Below are 23,412 nucleotides of genomic sequence, written 5' to 3' on the forward strand. Positions count from 1 at the left end.
ATTAAAACAAAGCAGCCGCTGAGATTAATTTTCCCAGCGGTCGCTTTGTTTTTTTATTTCATTTTTATTCCCAAGAAAAAATACCTAAAAATGTTTTGCGCTTTTTTAATTTTTCCGTTTCTAAATAATCAACCCGCAGCTCACTCGTAAATTCTGTCTTAAAGGCAGCTTGGATCAGCATCGTTAAGAAAAGCTGATTGATTTGGGTAAAATCATTTCGATAAAAATCTTGTTGGCTGACTATTAGGTAAGGAATCTGATAATCCTTTAACCAAGCTTTTTCTTCCGTGAAAGGAAATTGCAGGGAGCGGGGCAGGATGACGCTGTCTATGCGCCGGGAAATCTTCGGCATATCCGTTTTATTTAGAGTCTCGCTATTACCGAATAAAAAGCGAATATCAAAATCAGTCTGTGGTTGAAAATCGAACAAGCCTTCCAGACTGAATTTTTCGGCAATCGGTCGAATCCCCAATTCGCCTAAATATTCAAAGAACTGAGTGAAAAGTCTGCCGTCAGCATTGCCGTTAATCACTAAAATCTCCATGTTTTTATCGGCAGCCTTTGAAGCACTGTGGATAGCCGATTGATAGCCCCGCTGATAATCAAGCTCAATTAATTGATCTAATAAATCAGCGTAAGCTTGTTGCCCATCCATCATACCAAAAATTTTTGGGGGAATATCTTGTACCACAGTTGGGTAATCAGCTAGCAAGCGTATTTTTTCTTTGGTCAGATAACGGACTTGTGGCGCTACAAATACCACGTCGAAAAGCTGACCAAACTCAAAGGCACTAGAAGCACTGAGGGCATTGATTCCTCCATAAACAAAAATTAAATCATATTTATCCCCGTATGCTTTGTATTTTGCCATGGCAGTAAAAGCGTCGAGGGCGACCGCCGTTAAGTTTTGATCTTCCTCATTCACATGTTGGGTAATCTTTTGGCAGAATAAACTAGAGCTGCCACCGCCTGCACAACCAACAAAAATAAACATTTGAAACGCTCCTTCAGCGAACTTCGATTGACAAAGTTAATTCGATTAACTAAAATTATACTATAAAACAAGTGAAATAAATCGCTTTTATTTAAAAAAAATTAAAGCAGCTCAGATAACTCAATCAAGGCAGTTTGATAATTTTCAACATAATAACGGAAATTTTTCCGGCCTTTTTGGATAATTTTATGGCCTTCTGCCGTTAACAATTTTTTCTGTTCCTCAATGCCACCGGGATACTTGGGATTCAATTCGCCATTAGCCTTAAGAGTGCGCCAATAGGGTGTTTTATCGGTGGTCCGCTGCTCGCTCGCCCAGGCACAAATGGAAACAAAAATCCCGGCTGTCGTTGGTTCGGTAAAATCTGCTTGATTTTTTTCTGCTAAATAAGTCCGGATTTCACTGACTGTTGTCAGCTTACCTTCAGGAATTTTTTTCATAATCGCGTCATAGGTGGGGGCCGGTGCAAAAAACATTTTTTCGCCGCCATAACGGGCAATCACTTTTGGATCGGTGACAATTTGGATTTTGGGCATATCGTTTTCTTTGTGGAGCATCGCATTAAAGTCCTTTTTATCTTCATTCGCCATTGAAATGACCTCCTTTACATTATTTTAGTTACCTCAATTCAAGGATAAAGTCTTTTTCAGCAAAATGCAATGAGCCACTTTTATTTTTGCAAACTATTTTAAACTATAATTTTCTATTAGGAGTGTGGAAAAATGACTCAAATTTCAAAAATTTATGTCAAGGAATTGCCAGAATTAATTTTTTTGAGCCACCGGCGGACAATTGATTTTTTTGCTGAATACAGCGGGCTGATTGGGGAAACAATGCTAAAAATTGACGAAGCCTTAGAAAAAGAAAATTTAGCTCCCAGCAGTGGCTTAGTAACTTGCTTTCATAACATTGATTTAACTCAATTGGATGTCGAGGTTGGCATGGTGATTCCTCATCGGATTGCGACTAAAAAACCACTAAACTGTACCGTTTTACCAGCAAGTTTAGTGGCAACCACCATTGATTTAGGAGAATACGAAAAGCAGGATCCGACGATGATGGCTTTGGGTGAATGGATTCCTAGAAATGGCTATCAGGCGAATGGGGGAATTTATTATCATTATTTAAATGATGAAAAACAGCCGCCCGAAAATTATTTAACACAGATGCTGATTCCCATCGTAAAAGTTACGGAGAATTTTAATTAAGCAATCCGGTACCATGTGTCTGCAACTTGCTTTAATTGAACAGGGAAGGTAGCGCCAGTCAAAAAGCCCCAACCAACGCATTAATTCCTGCTGAGTAATCGGCAATGTCTCAAGCAATAAGTGAGTCTCAATCGCTTCACCAATCTCAAGTTTTTGCAGGTGAAAAATCAATTCTCTAAAATGATTTTTGCCAGAACTGACAGGGGTTGCTTGATTGTTTAACAATTTTGGCAAGGCCAAGCCAGCTTTTTTCAAATAGCCAATTAATTTTTGAATATCTTCATCGTATAAGGGCAGGTCGGCGGCCTTAAAAGCCGCCAGTCGAAGGGCAAATTGTGTCGGAGCTTGTTTAATCAAGCCGTGATTTTTAAATAAATTATAATGGCGTTTAGGAAACTGCAGGCCTTGTGCTTTACTTTGTAAAATAATATCGACGCCACGATCTAATTGCAGCAGACCCTGTTGAATTTGGCGGGCAATCTGTGGTTCAACACTAAGGTGCTGGGCAAAATGAGTCGCTCCTAAATTCAATAATTCGCCGCTTGTCTTAGACTTTAAAATGAATTGATATTTCAATTCCCGACCACAGCGACAGTAAAGGCGATTGGACTCGCCGAAGGGATAGCTGGGATTTTCTTTGAAGTCAAAGAATTGCCATTCTTGATCAGCTAAAAAATTTTTGGTTAGAAATAAAGACTGCAGCTGATATTTTTTGAAATCGGTAAGAGTCTGTTGTTGTAGCGGGGGCAGCTGCTGCCACAATAGCTGGCGTTCTTCAGCTGTCAAATCAATTTTCATGGCAAAGCCTCCTTAAGGTCTCCTTTAAGGATAGCTTGAAAAAAATTTTATGTAAAGCCAGCTTTTACATCTAGATAAGGAGTTTTCATGACCTATAAACGCCTAAAAATGCCGGGAGTCAACTGTCCCCGCTGCAATCGAAAATTAGAAATTTTATATGCTGATTCAGCTGCTGTCAGTTTTTGCCTGTGTTTTTCCTGCCGAAAAGTTTACGAGTATCAAAACGAAATGCTGACGGTTTTAGCGCCAGCTCAGCAGGCAAAAGCAGCGGAAAGAGCGGCACTAAAAAATTTGCCGCAAGCATTTCCCAAAAAGACCAATTTTTTGGGTCAGGGCAGCCAGTTGCGGCAGCTAGAAGAAGGTTATCAGCGACGTTGGCTCAGTTTAGCTGAGTATGAGAGACAATTTGGCGAGAGTCTCAAATTTACGCCTTGTGATTTACGAATAGACCAGACACTGTGTAAATGGTGTGGCGGACCTTTACCCAAAGGCCGCAAGTCATTTTGCAAAGATAGTTGTTCGAGAAATTATTCTAAGGCGACCTTCAGTCAACGAAGTATGGCTAGCTTGCCTTATCAAATTGCTTGTCGCGATAAATTTTTTTGCCAAGTCAGCCTTGAAGATTTGGCACAATACAATCGTCATCAGCAGAGAATCCCTACCAGTAATGGCAATTTAGCAGTTCATCATTTTTTTTTGTCTCAGAAAAGGGGACAGACCATGAAAAAAACTTATTGACTGTTTCAGCAGAAATTCACCGTCGGTATCATTCAGGAGATGCTGAGATTGTCGAAAAAATCACAGCCATTAAAGAAGAACGACGACAAAATAATGAAGCAGTCATGCATTTTTAGTTGACTGTTTCAGGAAATGGAGCAGCAGCTATGATAATCAGAGAAGCAGTTTCGGCTGATTTAGCCGAACTTTTGGAATTATATTTAGACTTGCACGAAGAAAGTCTACCGGAAATTACAGCGGTTGAGGGAGTTTGGCAACAGATATTGGCTGATGGTAATCAACATGTGTTGGTGGGAACTATTGCCGAAAAAATAATCGCCTCCTGTGTTGTAAGTGTCATTCCCAATTTGACACGCCAGCAAAGGCCGTATGCGTTAATTGAAAATGTTGTGACCAAAAAAGCCTTTCGCTCACAGGGATACGGCAGTCAGCTTTTAACTGCTGCCAAAAATTTAGCTCAAGAACAACGTTGCTACAAAATAATGTTAATGACTGGTGCCAAAGAGGAAGCCACTTTGAGGTTTTACCAAAAAGCCGGCTATAATTTAGAAGATAAAACGGCTTTTATTCAATGGTTAGCAATTTAACGGAGGAAAAAATGCAAACTAAGCGATTAATGATAAGGAAATTTAGAACAAGTGATGCAGATGATTTATATGAATATTTAGCTGATCCACAGGTGGTGAAGTTTGAACCATATCTGCCCTTTAGCTATCAAGCCGCTCAAGAAACGGCAGCACAAAGAAGTCTCGATGAAAATTTTTGGGCAGTCTGCCTCAAGTCGAATCAGAAAATGATTGGCAATCTTTATTTGGAAGAGACTGAAGCGCAGATTTTTACACTCGGCTATGTCTTCAATCGAACGTACCAAAAACAAGGCCTGGCGACTGAGGCAGTTAAAAAGATTTTAGATTGGGCATTTTATGAAAAGAGTGCCCATCGAGTGGTCGCCCATTGTAATCCCAAAAACGAACGTTCATGGCAACTTCTAGAGCGTTGCCACTTCTACAGAGAAGGTCTGCTGAGAAAAAATGTCGCCTTTTTTAAAGATGCAGCTGGTCTGCCACTTTGGCAGGATACTTTTGTTTATGGATTATTAGAAGAAGAATACCGCAAATTATCAAAACAATAAGCAAGCAATTATCAATACGAAACTTACAAAAGGAGCAGCAAATGACACTAAGATTAGCCAAAATTACTCGAGAAAATTACCAAGAATGTCTAAATTTAAAAGTCGCTCAATCACAAACTGGTTTTGTAGCGGCTAATAGCGTCTCGTTAGCTCAAGCCGCCTACGAACCGAAAATGTATCCGCTAGCCATTTATAATCAGCAGGAGATGGTGGGCTTCGTCCTCTATGATTTTGATTTAGAACTGAATGACTGGTCGATGAGCCGCTTAATGATTGGCGAACAATTTCAAGCTCAGGGCTTTGGAAAAAAAGCCCTGACACTTTTTTTAAATTACTTTTTTACAGAAGTTGATGCAGCTCAAATTTACACTAGCGTTGAAGTAGACAATCCCATCGCTAAAAAACTGTACTTGCAGGCGGGCTTTAAAGAAAAAGGAACCTTCAGCTATACCATTGCTGACCAAGAATTCCACGAGGAACGCCTGTTACTTAAAAAAGCTGACTGGCTGTAAATATATTTCAAAAAAAAGGGGTGACTGGCATGCCGAAGCATTTGATTAATCGAGATTTAATTGTTCAAACAGGACTGGCTTTAACCGCCGAAGTCGGATTGGACAATCTGACTTTAAAAGAAGTGGCCCAACGGTTAAAGGTGAGTACACCGGCAATTTACAAGCATCTCGAAAATTTGGAGAGCTTAAAAAATGCCGTCAAACTGGAGATTCAAAAAATTATTAAGAATCAACTGTTGACCTCTGCCGAGAATTTTGATGGCGTTGACCTGTTAAAAGCGATGGCTTTAGCCTATGTTCATTTTGCCAAAGAACAGCCGAAACTGTATCAAGCCATCGAATGGTCGGCTTTGATGGCAGATACCCAAGGACAACCTGTTTTTCAAGAGGCCATTAACAAAATTTATCAAATTTGTCAGAAGTTGGGAGCCAGTGAGCTAGAGGCCTCCCATATTATTCGGACTGTCCGTAGCCTCGCTCAAGGGTATGCTGACTTAGATAGCCATCAGAGTTTTGTGCATCCATCTTCTGTCGAAAGCAGCTTAATTTATGCTTACGATACGTTTTTTCTCGGTGTTCAACAAAGATTTCAAGAAAAGAAAGGAGCGGGCAAATGAAATTTCGCTTTGATCATTTACAAATCACGGTGCCAGATGTGGAAAAGGTTGAACCCTTTTACGATCAATTATTTTCCCTTTTGGGCTTTGATGTCAGCAAAAAATATAAGGGCTATCTCGAGCACAGTGACATGTTAGTGGTGGAATATTTAGATGACATGTTGGACTTTGGCATTTGCTCGCCTAAAGCAGAATTTGCAGCTGACTCAGTTAACTCCCGCAAGCCAGGAGCAGTGCAGCACTTAGCCTTTGAAGCGGAATCAAGAAGGGCTATCGATGAATTTTTTGAAGCGATTCAGTCCTTGGAGGTCAAGATTTTACATGGTCGACCTAAGGAATACAATGAGCGAATTGCCCCTGGCTATTATGCGCTATTTTTTGAATCGCCAGATGGCATTCGTTTTGAAATTTTCCATTATTAAAATGAAGGCGCTTTTCCAGAAGATTATCCAGTTGATTTTCTGACGTGATTAGCGAAAACAAAAGGAGAGATAAGATGATTGATATTGGTGAAGCTCAGGTTTTAGGAAAACAGATGGCCAAAGAGTTAATTGGCAAAAAAATTGCGCAGGTTTCTTTCGGCAATTCACCCCATCGTTTTGCCTTTTTTTCGGCAACGGAGGAAGTTTACGAGGAGTGGCTGCTAAATCAAACGATTCAAGAGGTCAATGTCTACGGAAATTTTGTCGTACTCGCATTACACAAATGTGCTTTGAGTTTTAGTGAGGGGTTGAATTTTTACTGGTTAGCGCCGACACAAAAATTACCGAAAAAATATCAGTTTGCTTTAACCTTTTCAGATGATTGGGTTTTGGCTTGTTCTGTCAGCATGTATGGTGCGATGATGCTCCAAACAGCTGAGCTAGTCGGCAACGAATATTTTCAAGTGGCTCAAGAAAAGCCCAATCCTCTTGCAACTGAATTTAATGAAGAATATTTTTCAGAGCTGCGAAAATCAGCCAAGCCGACCCTCAGCTTAAAGGCTTTTATGGGGACTGAGCAGCGCATTCCCGGCTTAGGCAACGGCAGCCTCCATGATATCTTTTTTTCGGCACAGCTTTTGCCGAAAAGAAAACTGGTGACTTTGAGTGATGCTGAGTTCACTGATTTATTTACAGGTATGAAAACTGTTTTAAAAGGGATTGTGGCTGAGGGGGGCCGAGATACAGAAAAAGATTTTTATGGCCAAAAGGGTGGCTATCAGACAATTTTATCTAGTAAAACTTGGAAGAGTCCCTGTCCCCGCTGCGACCATCAAGTGAGTAAAGAAAGTTATCTTGGCGGAACCATTTATTATTGTAGTGGCTGTCAGAAATAAAAAGGAGGTAGTTTGATGACCAATTGGTTAGAGGAATACCCGAAAGGGCAGCCGCCGACGTTTCAAGAAATTTGCAGCTTTATCGACAATCCCTTGTGGCTGAAATTTACTGACTACTTATCAGCAAGCTATCAGGTAAAACCTAAATTTGCGTATAGTGCTTGTTCCCTGCAAGCAGGCTGGAATGTAAAATACAAAAAAAGTGGTAAATCACTTTGTACCTTATACCCTATGCCAGGATATTTCATTGCTTTAGTGGTAATTGGTCAAAAAGAAATGACAGCAGCGGAATCTTTACTGCCGCTGCTGTCGGAAGAAACGCAAAAAGTTTTTGCTGCTGCCAAGCTAGGCAACGGTCAAAAATGGTTGATGTTAAAAATTAATCAGCAAACTAGTTTCACCGATGCGCTGCAATTGATTCATCTGCGGGTTCAACCTAAGGTAATGGTGAACGTCTGAAGCTTAAATAGAACATTTAATTCAATTACTTTAAAAATCGAATTACAAAATCTAGTTTAGCATCAACTGTTTAAGTTTAGTCCGCTGTTTTTTCCAGCAAGACTGCTAAGGTGTCCTGCTGAGCAAAATCTCGGTGACCAGCAACGTCGCTGAACCAGTCACAGATTTTAACAGGATATTGAGCCCATTCATTGGCTAGAGAATGCTGATCAAAAAACGTAGTCCAAATATTATAAGGCGTTAGCTGATTCTCCTGCAGAATAAAGCTTTGCTCCAAGGTGATATTTTGCGAATAAATCAACGTTTGCTGAAGCTCAAGATAAGGCTCAGGGGACCAAAAGCCATTTTCTAAAACGTAATGCCAGTCTTTTGCTTCACGAATTTGTTGAAATTTATTTAAGGAGAAGACGTCGAATAAAATTTTGCCTCCAAGTTTTAAATGGTCCAGCATTTTTTGTAAAACTAGCTGGCGGTCTATTGTGGAAAGGGCGCCAAAGTCACAATAAATCATAATAATTAAATCATATTTCTCTGGCAAATTTAAAGTTAAATAATTTTGCTGCTGATAGTCAATTTTAAGCCGCTGCTTGGCTGCCGCTTGTTTGGCATATTCAATCGAGCGTTTAGAAAAATCAACACCAGTTACTTGATAGCCGGCCTTTGCCAAGAGCTCGCTGTAGATTCCGGGACCGCAACCCAAGTCCAAAAGCTTGGGATAATCGGCAGAGGGCAGTGTCTGACAAATAAAGGCAACCGACTCTTCAATAAAAGTTAATTTACGGCTGGCCCCTTCAGTCTCAGGATTCAGGTGATTTTGCAGCATTTGTGATGAGATGTACTCGTCCTCCCAAAAAGCTGCCGCCGTTTTTTGATAAACGGCTGGTCGTTCAAATAAGTTTTGCGGTAAATTCATTTCTATCAAGCTCCTTTTTCGTAGGTATTTAATACGCAAAAAGGCTGCAGATTTTACTCTGCAGCCTGCTTGGGTCTTTGGCAGTTTTGAGTAAAATAAAATCAAATTCAGGCATCTCAAAAAAAGCTGGCGCTCAGCTAAAAGAAAAACCTGTTCAAATTTGATTTTATTTACCCCTTCCAGTCACACTTCAATCAATGAAAACCTGATTGCCAGTTTGCCGGATAACTTCACCTACTTATATTTGGTAATTACAGTGTATGATAAAAAAATTCCCCTGTCAAAGGGTTAAATAGGGAGGCATTATGGAACAACGTCTATTTGAAATAGTCTATGAATTGATTGCCAAAGGACAGGTGACAGCCCCTGAGCTGGCTGAAAAATTTGAAGTCTCCTTAAGAACCATTTATCGAGACATCGACCACTTGAGTAGTGCTGGGATTCCCGTCTATACTCAGCAGGGACAAGGCGGTGGTATTTTCCTCGATAAAAATTTCACCCTTGAAAAAACTCTCCTTTCAAATGAGGAACAGCAACAACTGTTAGCCGCTTTAGAAGGGTTGACCGTGTTAGGAAATGTTGACCAACAGCCCTTACTGACGAAGTTGGCGGGGCTGTTTAAAAAAGAACAGCTGAATTGGCTGGAAATTGATTTTTCCGATTGGTCGAAAAGAAATCAGCAGAGCTTTGAAACGTTGCAGCAGGCGATTATTAATCAGCAACGAGTGAGTTTTCTTTATGCCGGTATTGAGAAGTCGGCAGCAGAACGTTTAGTTGAGCCTTTAAAATTAATTTTTAAACACCATGACTGGTATCTCTATGGTTTTTGTCGGCAAAGCCAAGGGGAACGGCTTTTCAAGCTGTTAAGAATAAAAAATCTGCAAACCTTAGCTGAGCACTTTGACAGAAAGACTCCCGGAAAAGTCTTGCAGGACAATGCTGATTTTCAATTGCCTAAAAGAGTTGTGACCTTGCAATTTGACAAAAAACTGCGACAGCGGGTCACTGAAAATTTTGAAAAATTCACAGAAAACGCTGAGGGTTTGCTGGTTGAAGAAGCCTTTCCTATTACCGAAGATTTTTATCGTTTTATTTTGTCCTTTGGCGCCTCAGTTAAAGTGTTAGCTCCTGATGATATTTGTAAAAAGCTGCAACAAAGAATAACAGCTATGCAAAATTTATATCAAACCTGACATCAGCTGACAGGTTTTGTTTGTTAAACTAGATGTAATAAGAGAAAGGGAGGCAAACAAGATGAAATATGAATGGTGTAAAGCTGAAAAAGCATTGTATGGAGCCAAGCAAAAGCCGCAAATTTTAACAGTACCCCCACAAAGATTTATTGCAATTGACGGCGTTGGTAATCCAAACCAAGCTGATTTTGCCGAACGAGTGGCTGCTTTATTCGCACTTGCCTATGGAATAAAAATGACCTATAAAAAAGGTTTCAAGTCAATTCAGAAAATCAATTGACTGAACAACTGACAGATTTTACAGTCTTTCCCCTAGAGGGTTTATGGGATTCCAGCAACGAAACTGATTTTTTAGACAAGGATAGCTTTATTTATACGATTATGATCCAGCAACCGGCAGCTATCACAGAAGCTTTTTACAAAGAAGTTTTGCCAACGGTCAGCCAAAAGAAAAAACTGCCTTTACTAAGAGCTGTGAAGTTTATCGAAATAGCTGACCAAGAGGCGGTGCAGATGCTGCACCTAGGAGCCTTTGAAAAAGAAGCTGAGACTTTTGCAGTGATGGCTGAGTATCTTAAAGAAGCCGGTTATCAGCGGAAAGGCCATGTCCATCGGGAAATTTATTTAAATGATGCCCGAAAAACTCCTCCAGAAAAAAGAAAAACTATTTTGCGTTATCCAATTGAAAAAATGTAAAAAAGGTCCAGTGCAGTGCATCAAGCTCTGGACCTTTTTTAATTTTCAATACTCTTACTTAGCCAATCCTTTAAAAAAGCCATCTGGTCCGGTGTGTGAAACCAATGTTCCGCTGCCGGCATAATTGTCAGCTGGCTGTTATTATGTTCAGCGAAAGTTTGCACAGTTGCTAGAGGTGTCAGATGGTCCTTTTCCCCGTATAAAATTTTGTTTGAGTTGGCCAGTTGCTGACAGGCTGTTCTTTAGCATATTGAAGATATTGCCAAGAAAGGGTTTGTCCAAAATCAGTCTGAATTTCTTTTTTCTCCTGCAGTTCATCTGCCGTCACTTGCGCCCAAGTCATCATCTGATAAATTAATTGTTCCATATCAAGCACTGGCGACACGAAAAAAGCTTGCGTAAAAATTTTCTCACTAAAGGCCATCAGACTAAACCAAGCGCTAATACTGTTGGCATATAAGGCTACTTGCTGCCAATTTTCTGATAGATAATCAGCAACCATATTTAACTCTGGCACAACCTCCCAAGGCAGGAGTTCAGTAGCCTCATCTTTACGTTGACCATGTTTTGGTAAATCAATAGCAAAGGTCTGCCAACCTTTTGCTGCAAAAATTTCGGCCGCTGTTGCAGCTTCTTCTTTGTTTCCAGCTTGTCCGTGCAGGTATAAAACGACTTTATCAGCAGGGCGTCCGTACAAGAGTGTCGACAGCTGCTGCAATTTAATTTCTTGGATATTCATCTGTATCTCCTAGATAGAATTTATTAATTTTCTTTATGCTAGTATAGCAAGCCTAAAACAGAAATCCTAGCGGCTATAATATTTTTGAAAATTATTTTTTTACAGTTGACTCTCCACTTAGAGGAGGATTTATTCTCAATAGTGAGAGGGGCGATTTTTAAATGAAGGAAATTGTGAAGGCAACAAGTATCACTAAGAGTTATCAAGGGAAAAAAGTTGTAGATAATTTGAGTTTTACTGTTAATCGGGGAGAAGTCTTTGGCTTACTGGGACCAAATGGAGCCGGAAAATCAACGACAATTGAATGTCTGCTGGGAATTCGTCCAGTTGACAGTGGTCAAGGGACTGTCTTTGGAGTGGAGCCGCGACAGCATCGCAAAAAAGTTTTTCAAAAGATTGGCGTCCAACTGCAATCCTCAAATTACCAAGATATGATTCGGGTGGAGGAATTGTGTCAGGAAATGATGGCCTTGTATCAACAGCCAAAGGACTATCGTGAGCTGCTGAAACTTTTTGGTCTCCAAGATTTTTCCCGTCAAAAGGTCGCTGATTTATCCGGTGGTCAGCGACAAAAGCTGTCGATTCTCTTAGCACTAATTCCTAATCCTGAGGTAATTTTTCTTGACGAATTAACTACGGGCTTAGATACCGAGGCCCGCCGAGAAGTCTGGAAAACGCTGCTCAGCTTAAAGGAGCAGGGACTGACAATTATTTTGACGACGCATTACATGGAGGAAGCTGAGTTGTTGTGCGACCACTTACTCATGATAAAAAATGGTCGCCCGGTAATTAGTGGAACAGTCGCTGATATTTTACATCAGGCTGGCTGTAATCATTTAGAAGAAGCATATCTTTATTTTATGGGGGGAAATTAACATGACGAGTTTATTGACGTTAACAAAAATTCAAGGAAAATTAGCAACCAGAACCTTAGATGGCATAATTTTTGGCATTAGGATGCCGGTTTGTGTGCTATTATTAATTGCAGTCATTGCTGGCAATACAGCTGCAAATGGGGCGGATTATACTTTTTTAGACAGCAGTTTTGCTTCTTTATTAGCAGTGGGGATTTGCGCTACGGCTTTTATGGGCATTCCGTTGACCATCTGTGACTATCGAGATAAAAAAATTTTGAAACATTTTTTTGTCACGCCGGTATCACCTTTAGTTTTTATTTTGGCTCAATTTATTGTAGCGGCAGTCACGGCAATTATCTCCGCAGTCCTGGTGACCCTCGTCGCTTATCTTTTTCTCGGCTATCAGCTGGCGGGCAGCTGGGAAGCTTTAATTGGTGGTTACTTCATAGTAATGTTCAGCATGTATAGTCTCGGTTTTTTGATTGCCAGTATCTGCAAGAATTTAAAAATTGCCAATGTCATCTGCACCTTTGTTTATTTTCCAATGCTCTTTTTATCTGGTGCCGTGATTCCCTTTGAACTATTTCCCAACGCTGTTCAAAAGGTAGCCGCAATTTTACCTTTAACCCAAGGCATTCAACTTTTAAAAAGTATTACCTTAAATCAGGCGCTCGTTAATCAGCCGCTAATCGTCGGCTACTTGCTAATCTTGGGAATAGCAGCAGCACTGATTTCCTTAAAAATATTTCGCTGGGAGTGAACAGCATGGAAAAAAATTGTGAATTATTAGAGGAAGAAAAACTTTATCGCATCGGGATGTTTTCTAAAATGAATCAAGTGACAATTAAGGCGCTGCGCTATTATGACGATGTCGGCTTATTGAAACCCCGTTTTATTGACCCTGATAATGGCTATCGCTATTATAGCAGCGGGCAGGTGGGGGAACTTCATCAATTACTGGCCCTGCGAAAAATCGGTTTCTCGATTGAAGATATTCAATCTTTAGGAAAAGGAGCTACCCAAGAGACGCTTTTGCAACGAAAAAAGGCGCAGCTTTTGCAAGACATCGCTGAAAAAACCAAGATGCTTTCTTTAATTGAAACTTATATGCAGCAGGACTATCGGCAAACCTATCATATGGTGGAAAAAGTTTTACCGGAAGTTATTGTAGCTTCTATACGCCGAATTGTCGCCAACTATGATCAACTGATGACGGTGGTGCCAGAGATGGGGCAGATGATGGAGGCTGCCGGTTGTGAGTGCCGGATTCCCGAGTATTGCTTTAATTTGTATCACGATCAGGAGTATCGAGACACCGATATTGATTACGAAATTTGTGAAGCTGTCACCGAGATGAAAGAGGACTTCGGTGAATTGAAATTTAAACGGGTGGCAGAAGTTCCCCGAGCTATTTGCACTATGCATCACGGACCTTACGAAAATTTACCTCAAGCCTACGCTGCTATTTTTCATTACATTGATACTCACGGCTTAGAAATTGATGGCCTACCGCGAGAAAACTATATTGACGGCATCTGGAATAAAAATTCTACTGAAGAATGGTTAACAGAAATCCAAGTTCCCGTTAAACTAGAAAGTCAGCTAGAATTTTAAATAATAGTAAGCGTTTTTTTAGAAACGCAACGAAGGCTTGACTTGTTTTTTAGACCATGCTATTTTTAAAGTAGATAAAGGAAAGTGAGGAATCTTGATGATTAATTTCGCCAAATAAGTAGAAGCTGCATTCAGACTGTACCAAGGATTTTTCCGAGGGAGCAGTGTGCAGATTTTCGAAAACTGGTGAAAAAAAATCAATTGAGAAAATTCACAATACTCCTAATCTATTTAGCAGCTTATTTGCATTTTCCAATAATTTGATTTTAAACCCGTTTTTTGAAAATGACCGGGTTTTTTGTCGTAAAAAAAACGGTGAAAAAATCCTGCCATCACGTTTTCGTGAAGTAAGGATGTGACACAAAATGACAACCATTAAGATTGAAAATTTAAGCTTTGGCTATGACCGCTTAGGCACACTTTTATTCGATCAGGCGCAATTGGTGATTGATGCTCAATGGAAATTGGGCTTGATAGGTCGCAATGGTCGGGGGAAGACGACGTTGCTAAAACTTTTACAGGGGCAGTTGCCCTTTCAAGGAAAAATTACTCACAGTTTGGCCTTTGACTACTTTCCTAAAAAAGTTTTAGACCCAAGAGATCTGACTTTTTACGCTTTAAATAATTTAAAGGATTTTGAACTGTGGCAGCTGGAACGGGAATTAAATTTATTAGCCTGTGATCCAGAAGTCCTGTGGCGACCTTTTGAAACTTTATCCGGAGGTGAACAAACGAAGGTCTTGTTGGCCTTGATGTTTATTGAAGAAGGCTATTTTCCTTTGATTGATGAGCCGACGAATCACTTGGACATTGTCGGGCGACAGCAGGTAGCACAATATTTACAAAAGAAAAAGCAAGGCTATATTTTGGTCAGTCACGATCGTGAATTTTTAGATGAGACGGTCAATCATATTTTGGCAATTGAAAAAAATCAATTGGTGCTTTATCAGGGGAATTTTAGTGTCTATGAAGACCAAAAAGCCCGCCAAGATGCCTATGAACAGGCGCAAAATATCAAATTAAAAAAAGAAATCGGTCGGCTCCAACAAACGGCCATTGAAAAAGCCGAATGGTCCCGCAACCGCGAAAAAGATAAACTGAATAAATCAAAGGGCTTTATCGATACAGAATATCGCCGCAAGTCTCCCGGGTCAATTGGTGCCGATGCAGCAAGGATGATGAAACGCTCGAAAGCTATTTTGCAGCGGGTAGAAAGTCAGATTAGCGAAAAATCCCAGCTCTTAAAAAATATTGAAACCATCGATGGCTTGAAAATAAGTTATCTGCCCAGCTATCATCGGCGCATTTTACAGCTGGAAAATTTAGTCTTAAGCTATCAAGATCAGCCGTTGTTTCAGCCACTAAATGCGGAATTACTAAGAGGTGAATGCTTGGCAGTGACCGGCGCAAACGGCAGCGGCAAGAGCTCACTGTTGGCAGCAATTTTAGCTGAGTTTGCTGGTGAGCAAAGGGGTGAAATTTTTCTACCTCAAGGGTTACTCATCAGTCGGGTGCGGCAAAACTACGAAAACAACCAAGGCAAACTGATTGATTTTGCTGCAGCAGAAGAGCTAGATTATCCGCAATTTTTAAATAATTTGCGGAAACTCGGGATGGAGCGCAATGTTTTTGACAATGACATTCAGGAGATGAGTATGGGCCAACGGAAAAAAGTTGAGCTAGCGAAATCTTTATCGCAAACCGCCAACTTATTTATCTGGGACGAGCCATTGAATTATCTCGATGTCTTTAATCAAGATCAGATTTTAGGCCTCCTAAAATCGATTCAACCGACGATGATTTTAATTGAACACGATAGCCGATTTGTTGAAGCAGTCGCCGACAAAATAATTGAACTTTAAAAAATTTGATTTGACTAAAGGCCGTTTTGCACTTTGGCAGGACTTCTGTGATAATAAAAAGAAAAAACAGGTGACTTTTTATGGAACATAATAAAATTTTTATTGTCGAAGATGATGAAAAAATCAGCAGCATTATCCAATCAGAATTAGCCAAGTGGCAATTTCAGACGGCTGGCGTCAATGATTTTCAACAAGTCCTACAGGAATTTTCTACATTCCAGCCGGATTTAGTTTTACTCGACATTTCCTTGCCTTATTTTAGTGGCTATCATTGGTGCCAAGAAATCCGCAAACAATCCAATGTCCCAGTAATTTTTCTTTCCTCTGCCAATGATAAAATGAATATTTTGATGGCTATGAACATGGGAGGCGATGATTTTATCGCCAAGCCGGTGGATTTGGATTTATTAGTGGCTAAAATTCAAGCTATTTTAAGACGGACTTACACTTTTAATGATCAGCCAAGCCAGTTGCTAGCTTATCATGAGGTGCAGCTGAATTTATTAGAAGGGGAGCTGACGTTTCAAAAACAACTGGTCAAGCTGACGCCAACAGAGACTAAAATTTTGGCTTTGCTATTTGCGACACCAGAAAAAACCGTGACCAGAGAAATCATTATGGAAAAGCTCTGGGAAAGTGAAGAGTTTATCAGTCAAAACACATTGACCGTCAACATCACTCGTTTGCGGAAAAAAATTCAAACTGCTGGTTTTCCCCATCTAATCCATACTGTTAAAGGAGTTGGCTATACTTTGGTGAAGTCAGATGAATAATTTTCAGAAAAAATGGCATTTTCTCAAGGCTTTTTTAAAAGAAAACAGTGGCATTATAGTTTTATATATTGCGATGGCTCTCTTATTTGCTGTGACGTTTTTTCTATATGATATTCCCACGGTGGTTTATCAGGATGCGTTACTGTTTACCTTGCCTTTATTAATCATTTTTTTGATTATCCGTGGGGTGAAGCTATCCTATAAGCATCAACAGCTGCAAAATCTGTTGCAAAGCGGAGGTATGGCCAAGCTTGATGAGCTACAGCAAAAAAATAGTTTAATCGAAGAGGATTATGAAAAAATTATTTTAAACTTAACCAAAGAAATTCAGCAACTGCAACAACAACAGCTGCAACAGCAAACTGAGCTTCATGATTATTATGGTCTGTGGACTCATCAAATCAAAACACCTTTGGCAGCCTTGGATTTAATGGTACAAACTTTAGAACAGCCGTTAAAAAAAGATATGAAGGAAGAAATTTTTAAAATTCAGCAATATCTGGATATGATGCTGCAGTATCTTCGTCTGCAAAATATTCAAAATGATTTTTTATTTGAAGAAATCACCATTAAGCCTTTAATCAATCAAATTGTTAAAAAATATGCTCCTTTTTTCATTCATAAAGATTTAGAGGTACATTTAATCAATTTGGAGGGCAAGGTTATTTCTGACAAGAAATGGCTGACCTTTATTTTAGAGCAAATTATTTTTAACGGGATAAAATATACGACCAGAGGCAGTATTACAATTGAAGCAACAGCTGATAACCTTCAAGTATTACGTGTCAGCGACACCGGCAGAGGCATGCGGGCAGAGGATTTGCCGCGGATTTTCGAGCGGGGATATACAGGCTTTAATGGACGGCAAACGCAAAAAGCTAGCGGACTAGGGCTTTTTATGAGCCATGAAATTGCCCGTTATCTAGGGATTGAGTTATCCGTGACTTCAAAAATCGGTGAAGGGACAACCGTCACCATTGACTTATCTCAACAAAAAAATTACGGAACGGTCGACTAATGTGACAAAATTGTAGCCTTACTGGCCAGGACTGTAACTGTTTTTTCTACTTTTTTTCTCTTAAACTAAAGGTATCAACAGCTGAGTTAAAAACTTAGAGGGCAGCTACTAGCAAGTTGCTGCAAAACGAATTTGGGTATTAATAATTTAGTTAAACTCAGCGTGTGAAAAAGCAAAGGTGGAGAAAAAAATGGAATTATTACAGGTCAAAAATCTAAAAAAAGTTTACCGCAGCCGCCTCAGCAACTACCAAGTGGAAGCCTTGAAAAATGTTAGTTTTGGTGTTGATGCTGGAGAGTATATCGCAATCATGGGGGAATCCGGTTCCGGCAAGAGCACGCTTTTAAATATTTTAGCCACTCTAGACAAAGCAACCAGCGGAGAAGTGCTATTAGAAAATAAAAATTTGGGGGAGATTCCTGAGGGGCAGCTGGCCAAGTTTAGGCGGGAGCATCTGGGCTTTGTCTTTCAGGATTTTAATTTACTAGACACCTTTAATATCAAAGACAATATTTTTCTGCCGCTGGTTTTATCTCGTGTACCGGTTAAGGAAATGGAAAAGCGTTTGCCAGCTTTGACCGATGCCTTGGGGATTTCTGATTTATTAACAAAATATCCCTATGAAATTTCCGGCGGCCAAAAGCAGCGGGTTGCCGTTGCCAGAGCTTTGATTACTCGTCCGGATTTGGTGTTGGCAGATGAACCGACTGGGGCATTAGATTCCCGTTCGGCTGATGCATTGCTACAGCTATTTAACCAGATTAACGGACAAGGCCAAACGATTTTGATGGTGACCCATAGTGGGATTGCCGCTAGCCATGCTAAACGGGTTTTATTTATTAAAGACGGTGAAATTTTTCATCAGCTGTATCGGGGTGCAAAAACACAGGAAGAGTTTTTAAGTGAAATTTCGGATACGACCACCGTTCTTTTAACAAAGGGGGTCTAGTCATGTTTTACTTAAAACTAGCCTGGTCCAATTTAAAAAAAAATCGGACGACCTATCTGCCTTTTTTAGGCTCAATGATGTTTTTAGTTTTTTTAAATCTGTTGATGCAGGTGATGGTGAACAATCCCGGCATGCAAAATCTACCGCAAGCGATGACGGTTCACTCTATGTTTAGCTTTGGAGTTGTCGTTATTCTAGTTTTTTCTGTCATTTTTTCTTTTTATACCAACAGTTTTTTAATTAAGCGGCGCCAAAAAGAACTTGGCTTATATAATATTTTAGGAATGGACAAAAAATCATTAGGCTGGATGCTGTTGATTGAAAGTCTCCTTAGTTTAGTGATTTCTTTAGTGATTGGCATTGGCTTAGGTAGTATTTTGGCAAAATTTTTATTTTTAGTCATGAAGAAAATGACCGGCTTTGGTGAGGATTTTGTTTTCCAGCTAAGCTTTCAAATGCTGCTATTTGTGACCGTCGTTTTTGCTGGTATTTTTTTACTGCTGTTGCTGCATAATTATTTTCAATTATGGCGGACCAAGCCGATTGAATTGCTTCACGGTAGCGACACAGGTGAAAAAGAACCGAAAGCTCATTGGCTACTGACGATCATTGGCTTTGCTGCGATTGCCGCTGGCTATCTGATTTCCGTTTTGATTGAATCACCGGTTGCCGCCTTGCCTTATTTTTTCGTGGCGATTGTCTTAGTGATTATCGGCACTTATCTGGTGATGATGACCGGCAGCATTACCGTTTTAAAAGCTTTGCGAAAACGGCCCCAGCTCTATTATCAACCAAAGCCTTTTATTAATATTTCTGGGATGATTTATCGCATGAAGCAAAATGGTGCTGGCTTGGCGAGTATTTGTATTTTATCAACGATGGTTTTAGTGACGGTATCTTCAACTGCAGGACTTTATTTTGGCAAAGAAAATGTCCTGGAGACTCGCAATCCTAGTGATATTAGTCTGACAACTCAGACAGTTAATCACGACTTAGCAGCAAACTTAAACGCCTTGGCTGTAGAAAATCAAGTGACGGTTACTGAGATGGTGGAACTGGATAGTCCTAATATTTCTTTTTTAAAGGAAGAGGGAAATAATTTTGTACCAGTAAATGATACGCAGGAGTTTGATGGTGTGATTGGGGTTGAATTTCTAACAGCGGCTGATTATCAACAGCTCACCGGAAAGACGATTGACTTAAAAGACAACAAATTAGTCTTTTACCCAATTTCTGGCGATTATGAAGGCCAAACCATTTACTTTGGGGAACAATCTTATGACATTCGAGAGCGGCTGGAAGATTTACCGATGTTTCCTAAAAATCCTAGCTTTGTCGATACCTTTTTCTTTTTTGTAAAAGACCAGAGTGTTGTTGAAAAAATTTATGCAGATTTGAATTTAGGCACCCATAGTAGCTATCAGCCGCTTGCTTATGACAGCGAAGTCATGATGAACCTTGAGGGGAGTCAGGCAAATTTGAAGAATTTTGCCACTGCAGTCTTTGCTTACCAAGAGCAGCTCAATCAAGCAGCCAATCAAGATTTGCTGCCGAATCCTTCCATGAATTATGCTTCGGCAACTTCAATTGAGGTCGATCGTGAAGAGACCAATGGCTTTACCGGCGGCTTTTTATTTATCGGCATTATTTTCGGATTGAGTTTCACATTGGCGACAGCTCTGATTATTTATTACAAGCAAATTTCTGAAGGCTATGAGGATACTAGTCGGTTTGAAATTATGCAAAAAGTCGGCATGAGCCGTAAAGAGGTCAGACAAACAATTTCTAGCCAAGTGTTGATGGTCTTTTTACTGCCGCTGTCATTAGCCGTCATTCACTTAGCCTTCGCGCTGCCGATTATTCGTAAATTACTGATTCTCTTTGGCTTAACCAACAGTCAGTTGATTACTATTGTGACAATCTTGTCGGTCATTGTTTTTGCGATTTGCTACTTATTCGTTTATTGGCAGACTTCAAAAGTCTATTATCGTTTAGTCGAACGAAAAGTGTAGTGGATTAAAAAAGTTTTAGCAGTGAAAAAAAGTGGCGGATTTTATAATGAACTTAGCCACCTAGACAAATAAAAAAACGTCATTGCAAATTTCATGTATTATTGAAGTTCCTACACAATCAATAAAGGATGAGTTCGCAATGACGCAAATCGAGAATACCACAGATTCACACAAAGGAAAACACCTAACTTATGAAGAACGCTGCCAAATCGAAGCCCTAAAAGCACAAACACACCCGCTATCTAACCGAAAAGTCGCCAAACAGCTCGGTCGTGCGCCACAGACGATTCACACTGAAGTGAAGGATGGTACTGTTCGCCAAATTCGGCAAAAGAAACAACATGACAAGCGTTACGACTATGAAACGTTTATCTATTCTGCCGCCGCTGGTCAGGCAGCCTATGAAAAAGCACGTCAGAATAGTATCAAGCAACCTAAATGGAGCGCTGCACCTGAGTTTATGGCGTATGCGGATCAACAAATGAAAACAGAAAAACAATCTCCTGATGCCGTGGCAGGACGAGCAAAAAAAAATGAATCTCTTTCCACATGAGAAGATTCCGGGGACGACAACACTCTATCACTATATCCATCTTGGATTGATGGAAACGAAAAATATTGATCTCCATTTGAAGGTTCGTAGAAAAGTGAACGCGCCAAAAATAGAAAAAACAAAAAAAAATGCTCGGTGAGTTGATTGAAAAGCATCCGGATGTTGTGGATCACCGTGAAGAATTTGGTCATTGGGAAATCGATACTGTCGCAGGGGTCCGGGGCGGTAAGGACCATGCGCTCTTGACGTTGACAGAACGAAAAACACGGTTCGAAATAATTCTAAAAATCGATGGGAAAGCAGCGAATCCAGTCAACGAAGCCCTCACTAATCTAAAAGCCTCTGCTGGAAGCCATTTTAAACAGCTCTTTAAAACCATCACCTCGGATAACGGTGCTGAATTTTCAGGCATCTCAACGCTCTTGAAAGAGGTCACGGCTGTTTATTTTACCCATCCTTATTCTTCTTGGGAATGTGGGACGAATGAAAACCACAACGGGATGATTCGCCGTTTCCTTCCCAAGGGAACACGCCTGTCAACTGTTCCACTCGCAACAATTCGCAGAGTGCAAGACTGGATGAATAGCCTCCCAAGAAAAATTTTAGGCTACGCAACTCCTCGTGAGTGCTTATTAAACGAACTGACGAAGTTGTCTTTATCCAGTGAAACAACTACAAGAAAATAAAAATAAAACTAAATAACAAGTGAATTTCAATAAGTGGCTAAGTTCTACTTGAAATTTGCGGTGAAAAAAAGTAGAAGATATCAAATAAATTAAAAAAAAGCCTGAGATTTCCGAGTTTAGCAGCTTAGTATGAACTAAGTTGAAAACTGGATTCTCAGGCTTTTCCTTCAGGCAAGCAATTGTGGTTTACAAAGGGCACGTTTTAGTTTCAAAAAAAAGTGTTCCGCATCAGCATATAATAGATAAGTATAAGTTTTATAATCCTTTTCGGTAACAAAAATGATCGTGTTCTGATTCTCCAAAAAAATCACTAGTTCGTTGTCTGTTCGAAATTCTTTTACTGATTTCATGGTCTTCACCCCACCTTTAATTTAGTACGAAAGAGCCGGACTATCAATCTTGGGGATTTTCAAAAAAGTTAAACAGCAACGGAAAAAAAGAAAATTTATTTCTTGATTTTATGACACACATGTACTACATTTCACAAAATTATCATAACCAAAAACGCTTGAATGAATAACTAAATAAAGGATTAGCTTATTCTCAAAAAGTTTTCGGATTATAGTCATTTTATTTGTTTAAAAAAATTGTCGAAATGCAGGCCATCAAAAAAATTGGACTGCCACATTGTGATAGAAAATTTTAAACAAAAGAGGATGGCTAGAAAAGAGCAGAATCTATGAGCCAAAATCATGTTTTACAAATTTAAAAGCTGCTTTACTAACGGAAAACATTTTTTAAAAATGCAAAGTACGTTGATAAAATTTCAAGCCAGTATGCATGACCCAAGCAGCCACGACCCCTAAAATACTACCTAAAAAAATTCCAATAAAACGATATTGCAAAATGGAAATCACATATTGGTCCGTCGCTAATTTCGCCAAGAGCAGAGAAAGGGGTGTCGTGAAAAAATTAGCAACCCCGTAATTGCGGGGAATAAAATATTCCACCGCAAAAAAGAGCAACGTGATGACAATCACCATTTCCAAATAAGAAAAGTGAATATTTAATAAAATGGCGGCAATTCCCAAACCAATTACTGTCCCCAAAATCCGCTGTAAATTTCGTTGCATCATGTTAGCTAAATCATTGGCCTGCAAAATGGCCGCCGCTGAAACGACCATCCAGTAAGGATTATGCAAATTTAGCCCCTGACTGAGATAAGCCGCAAAGAAAATAATGCCTGTATAAAATAATGCATCAATCATGGCTGTCGGATCTGCATCCAAGCGTTTGCGCAAGCTTTTTTTTGGTAAGGCAAGCGCCGGAATTTTTTCCATCCTATGAACAATCAAAGCAAAAATCAGTGAGATAAAAATGCCGCAACAAAAATAAGCAATCACAGTCGGTAAATTTTCAACAGCAATGCGGGTACTGCTGCCGGTGCCGGCCACCATCACGCCGAAAAACACTCCGGGTTTAGCAAAGCTATATAAGCGAAAACAAAAGCGGCCGATAAAAGCAATGGCAGCCATCAACATCGGCGTTGTCCAAACGGCATGGGTTCCCAGAATTCCAGCCAGTAAGCAAAGCAATAGGTAAGCCCCCACCAATAAGAGCCTTTTAATTAAATCCGTTAATTTTAAATTATCATAATAAAGAAAAGTAAAAATGCCCAATGAGCCAAAGCTGGCAATCGTCGGTGTAGCGAACAGATAACTGACTAATAAAATCGTCAGCATCGCTAGGCAGGCACCAAATAGGCGAGCCCGATTGCCCTGTGGTTTATTAAAATGTAATAATTGTTTTAAATGTCCCTTCACGGTAATTC

Annotated in this window: 26 protein-coding genes and 1 pseudogene; 21 read left to right on the forward strand and 6 right to left on the reverse strand. The window is 39.9% G+C overall.

Annotated elements, in window-relative coordinates; genetic code table 11:
* Nucleotides 1-64: 64 nt before the first annotated feature.
* Together ACYSNU_RS13035 and ACYSNU_RS13040 are read right to left on the reverse strand one after the other, a co-directional pair.
* Nucleotides 65-994 carry a PTS sugar transporter subunit IIB gene (locus ACYSNU_RS13035; RefSeq protein ID WP_461737643.1) on the reverse strand — a complete coding sequence of 310 codons (930 nt, stop codon included), beginning with the start codon at nucleotides 992-994 and terminating at the stop codon, nucleotides 65-67.
* Between the two features lie 101 nt (nucleotides 995-1,095).
* Complete coding sequence (locus tag ACYSNU_RS13040) at nucleotides 1,096-1,584, reverse strand: MGMT family protein (RefSeq protein ID WP_461737644.1); 489 nt, start codon at nucleotides 1,582-1,584, stop codon at nucleotides 1,096-1,098.
* 132 nt (nucleotides 1,585-1,716) lie between these two features.
* Here ACYSNU_RS13040 and ACYSNU_RS13045 point away from each other — a divergent pair, with 132 nt between their 5' ends.
* Nucleotides 1,717-2,202 carry a GyrI-like domain-containing protein gene (locus tag ACYSNU_RS13045; protein ID WP_461737645.1) on the forward strand — a complete coding sequence of 162 codons (486 nt, stop codon included), beginning with the start codon at nucleotides 1,717-1,719 and terminating at the stop codon, nucleotides 2,200-2,202.
* Here the strand turns inward: ACYSNU_RS13045 and ACYSNU_RS13050 are convergent.
* Nucleotides 2,152-3,000, reverse strand: a complete 849-nt coding sequence (locus ACYSNU_RS13050; protein ID WP_461737646.1) for a hypothetical protein — start codon at nucleotides 2,998-3,000, stop codon at nucleotides 2,152-2,154. The two genes, ACYSNU_RS13045 and ACYSNU_RS13050, sit on opposite strands and share 51 nt — an antisense overlap.
* Nucleotides 3,001-3,087: 87 nt before the next feature.
* Between ACYSNU_RS13050 and ACYSNU_RS13055 the strand changes: the two genes are divergently transcribed.
* From ACYSNU_RS13055 to ACYSNU_RS13090, 8 genes are all read left to right on the forward strand, one after another.
* Nucleotides 3,088-3,738, forward strand: a complete 651-nt coding sequence (locus ACYSNU_RS13055; RefSeq protein WP_461737647.1) for a hypothetical protein — start codon at nucleotides 3,088-3,090, stop codon at nucleotides 3,736-3,738.
* Nucleotides 3,739-3,884: 146 nt separating this feature from the next.
* Nucleotides 3,885-4,325, forward strand: a complete 441-nt coding sequence (locus ACYSNU_RS13060) for a GNAT family N-acetyltransferase (protein WP_461737648.1) — start codon at nucleotides 3,885-3,887, stop codon at nucleotides 4,323-4,325.
* An 11-nt stretch (nucleotides 4,326-4,336) separates the two neighbouring features.
* Nucleotides 4,337-4,870, forward strand: coding sequence for a GNAT family N-acetyltransferase (locus ACYSNU_RS13065; RefSeq protein ID WP_461737649.1), 534 nt, complete (start codon nucleotides 4,337-4,339; stop codon nucleotides 4,868-4,870).
* A gap of 41 nt (nucleotides 4,871-4,911) precedes the next feature.
* Entirely contained in the window at nucleotides 4,912-5,382 is a 471-nt protein-coding gene (locus tag ACYSNU_RS13070; protein WP_461737650.1) for a GNAT family N-acetyltransferase, read from the forward strand.
* A 29-nt stretch (nucleotides 5,383-5,411) separates the two neighbouring features.
* Nucleotides 5,412-5,999, forward strand: a complete 588-nt coding sequence (locus ACYSNU_RS13075; protein ID WP_461737651.1) for a TetR/AcrR family transcriptional regulator — start codon at nucleotides 5,412-5,414, stop codon at nucleotides 5,997-5,999.
* Complete coding sequence (locus tag ACYSNU_RS13080) at nucleotides 5,996-6,421, forward strand: VOC family protein (RefSeq protein WP_461737652.1); 426 nt, start codon at nucleotides 5,996-5,998, stop codon at nucleotides 6,419-6,421. Before ACYSNU_RS13075 ends, ACYSNU_RS13080 begins: the two co-directional genes overlap by 4 nt.
* A gap of 74 nt (nucleotides 6,422-6,495) precedes the next feature.
* Nucleotides 6,496-7,317, forward strand: a complete 822-nt coding sequence (locus ACYSNU_RS13085) for a hypothetical protein (protein ID WP_461737653.1) — start codon at nucleotides 6,496-6,498, stop codon at nucleotides 7,315-7,317.
* A gap of 15 nt (nucleotides 7,318-7,332) precedes the next feature.
* Nucleotides 7,333-7,776 carry a DUF3788 domain-containing protein gene (locus tag ACYSNU_RS13090; RefSeq protein ID WP_461737654.1) on the forward strand — a complete coding sequence of 148 codons (444 nt, stop codon included), beginning with the start codon at nucleotides 7,333-7,335 and terminating at the stop codon, nucleotides 7,774-7,776.
* 76 nt (nucleotides 7,777-7,852) lie between these two features.
* Here the strand turns inward: ACYSNU_RS13090 and ACYSNU_RS13095 are convergent, their stop codons facing one another.
* Entirely contained in the window at nucleotides 7,853-8,689 is an 837-nt protein-coding gene (locus ACYSNU_RS13095) for a class I SAM-dependent methyltransferase (protein WP_461737655.1), read from the reverse strand.
* Between the two features lie 305 nt (nucleotides 8,690-8,994).
* On the opposite strand from ACYSNU_RS13095, the gene ACYSNU_RS13100 reads away from it, so the two are divergent.
* From ACYSNU_RS13100 to ACYSNU_RS13110, 3 genes are all read left to right on the forward strand, one after another.
* Nucleotides 8,995-9,882 carry a helix-turn-helix transcriptional regulator gene (locus ACYSNU_RS13100; RefSeq protein WP_461737656.1) on the forward strand — a complete coding sequence of 296 codons (888 nt, stop codon included), beginning with the start codon at nucleotides 8,995-8,997 and terminating at the stop codon, nucleotides 9,880-9,882.
* 61 nt (nucleotides 9,883-9,943) lie between these two features.
* Nucleotides 9,944-10,162 (forward strand): hypothetical protein, encoded by a 219-nt coding sequence (locus tag ACYSNU_RS13105; RefSeq protein ID WP_461737657.1) that lies wholly within the window; start codon nucleotides 9,944-9,946, stop codon nucleotides 10,160-10,162.
* Nucleotides 10,159-10,578 carry a GyrI-like domain-containing protein gene (locus ACYSNU_RS13110; RefSeq protein ID WP_461737658.1) on the forward strand — a complete coding sequence of 140 codons (420 nt, stop codon included), beginning with the start codon at nucleotides 10,159-10,161 and terminating at the stop codon, nucleotides 10,576-10,578. Before ACYSNU_RS13105 ends, ACYSNU_RS13110 begins: the two co-directional genes overlap by 4 nt.
* A 178-nt stretch (nucleotides 10,579-10,756) precedes the next feature.
* Here ACYSNU_RS13110 and ACYSNU_RS13115 read toward each other — a convergent pair whose 3' ends face one another.
* Entirely contained in the window at nucleotides 10,757-11,317 is a 561-nt protein-coding gene (locus ACYSNU_RS13115; RefSeq protein ID WP_461737659.1) for a hypothetical protein, read from the reverse strand.
* Between the two features lie 161 nt (nucleotides 11,318-11,478).
* Here ACYSNU_RS13115 and ACYSNU_RS13120 point away from each other — a divergent pair, with 161 nt between their 5' ends.
* From ACYSNU_RS13120 to ACYSNU_RS13160, 9 genes and pseudogenes are all read left to right on the forward strand, one after another.
* Nucleotides 11,479-12,192: an ABC transporter ATP-binding protein gene (locus ACYSNU_RS13120; RefSeq protein ID WP_461737660.1), complete on the forward strand. Its 714-nt coding sequence runs from the start codon at nucleotides 11,479-11,481 to the stop codon at nucleotides 12,190-12,192.
* Nucleotide 12,193: 1 nt separating this feature from the next.
* Nucleotides 12,194-12,934: an ABC transporter permease gene (locus tag ACYSNU_RS13125; protein ID WP_461737661.1), complete on the forward strand. Its 741-nt coding sequence runs from the start codon at nucleotides 12,194-12,196 to the stop codon at nucleotides 12,932-12,934.
* A 5-nt stretch (nucleotides 12,935-12,939) separates the two neighbouring features.
* Complete coding sequence (locus ACYSNU_RS13130) at nucleotides 12,940-13,788, forward strand: MerR family transcriptional regulator (protein ID WP_461737662.1); 849 nt, start codon at nucleotides 12,940-12,942, stop codon at nucleotides 13,786-13,788.
* Nucleotides 13,789-14,153: 365 nt separating this feature from the next.
* Nucleotides 14,154-15,650, forward strand: a complete 1,497-nt coding sequence (gene abc-f / locus ACYSNU_RS13135) for a ribosomal protection-like ABC-F family protein (protein ID WP_461737663.1) — start codon at nucleotides 14,154-14,156, stop codon at nucleotides 15,648-15,650.
* 80 nt (nucleotides 15,651-15,730) lie between these two features.
* Nucleotides 15,731-16,423: a response regulator transcription factor gene (locus tag ACYSNU_RS13140; RefSeq protein ID WP_461737664.1), complete on the forward strand. Its 693-nt coding sequence runs from the start codon at nucleotides 15,731-15,733 to the stop codon at nucleotides 16,421-16,423.
* On the forward strand, nucleotides 16,416-17,441 hold the full coding sequence (locus ACYSNU_RS13145; RefSeq protein ID WP_461737665.1) for a sensor histidine kinase: 1,026 nt from the start codon (nucleotides 16,416-16,418) through the stop codon (nucleotides 17,439-17,441). The genes ACYSNU_RS13140 and ACYSNU_RS13145 overlap by 8 nt, the downstream gene beginning before the upstream one ends.
* A gap of 190 nt (nucleotides 17,442-17,631) precedes the next feature.
* Complete coding sequence (locus ACYSNU_RS13150; RefSeq protein ID WP_461737666.1) at nucleotides 17,632-18,390, forward strand: ABC transporter ATP-binding protein; 759 nt, start codon at nucleotides 17,632-17,634, stop codon at nucleotides 18,388-18,390.
* Between the two features lie 2 nt (nucleotides 18,391-18,392).
* A complete protein-coding gene (locus tag ACYSNU_RS13155) occupies nucleotides 18,393-20,402 on the forward strand; it encodes an ABC transporter permease (RefSeq protein WP_461737667.1) in 2,010 nt (669 codons plus the stop codon).
* A gap of 139 nt (nucleotides 20,403-20,541) precedes the next feature.
* Nucleotides 20,542-21,641: pseudogene (locus ACYSNU_RS13160) on the forward strand (IS30 family transposase).
* Between the two features lie 737 nt (nucleotides 21,642-22,378).
* Here ACYSNU_RS13160 and ACYSNU_RS13165 read toward each other — a convergent pair.
* Nucleotides 22,379-23,404 (reverse strand): FUSC family protein, encoded by a 1,026-nt coding sequence (locus tag ACYSNU_RS13165; RefSeq protein ID WP_461737668.1) that lies wholly within the window; start codon nucleotides 23,402-23,404, stop codon nucleotides 22,379-22,381.
* Between the last annotated feature and the right edge of the window lie 8 nt (nucleotides 23,405-23,412).

The organism is Enterococcus sp. LJL120 (assembly GCF_054871765.1).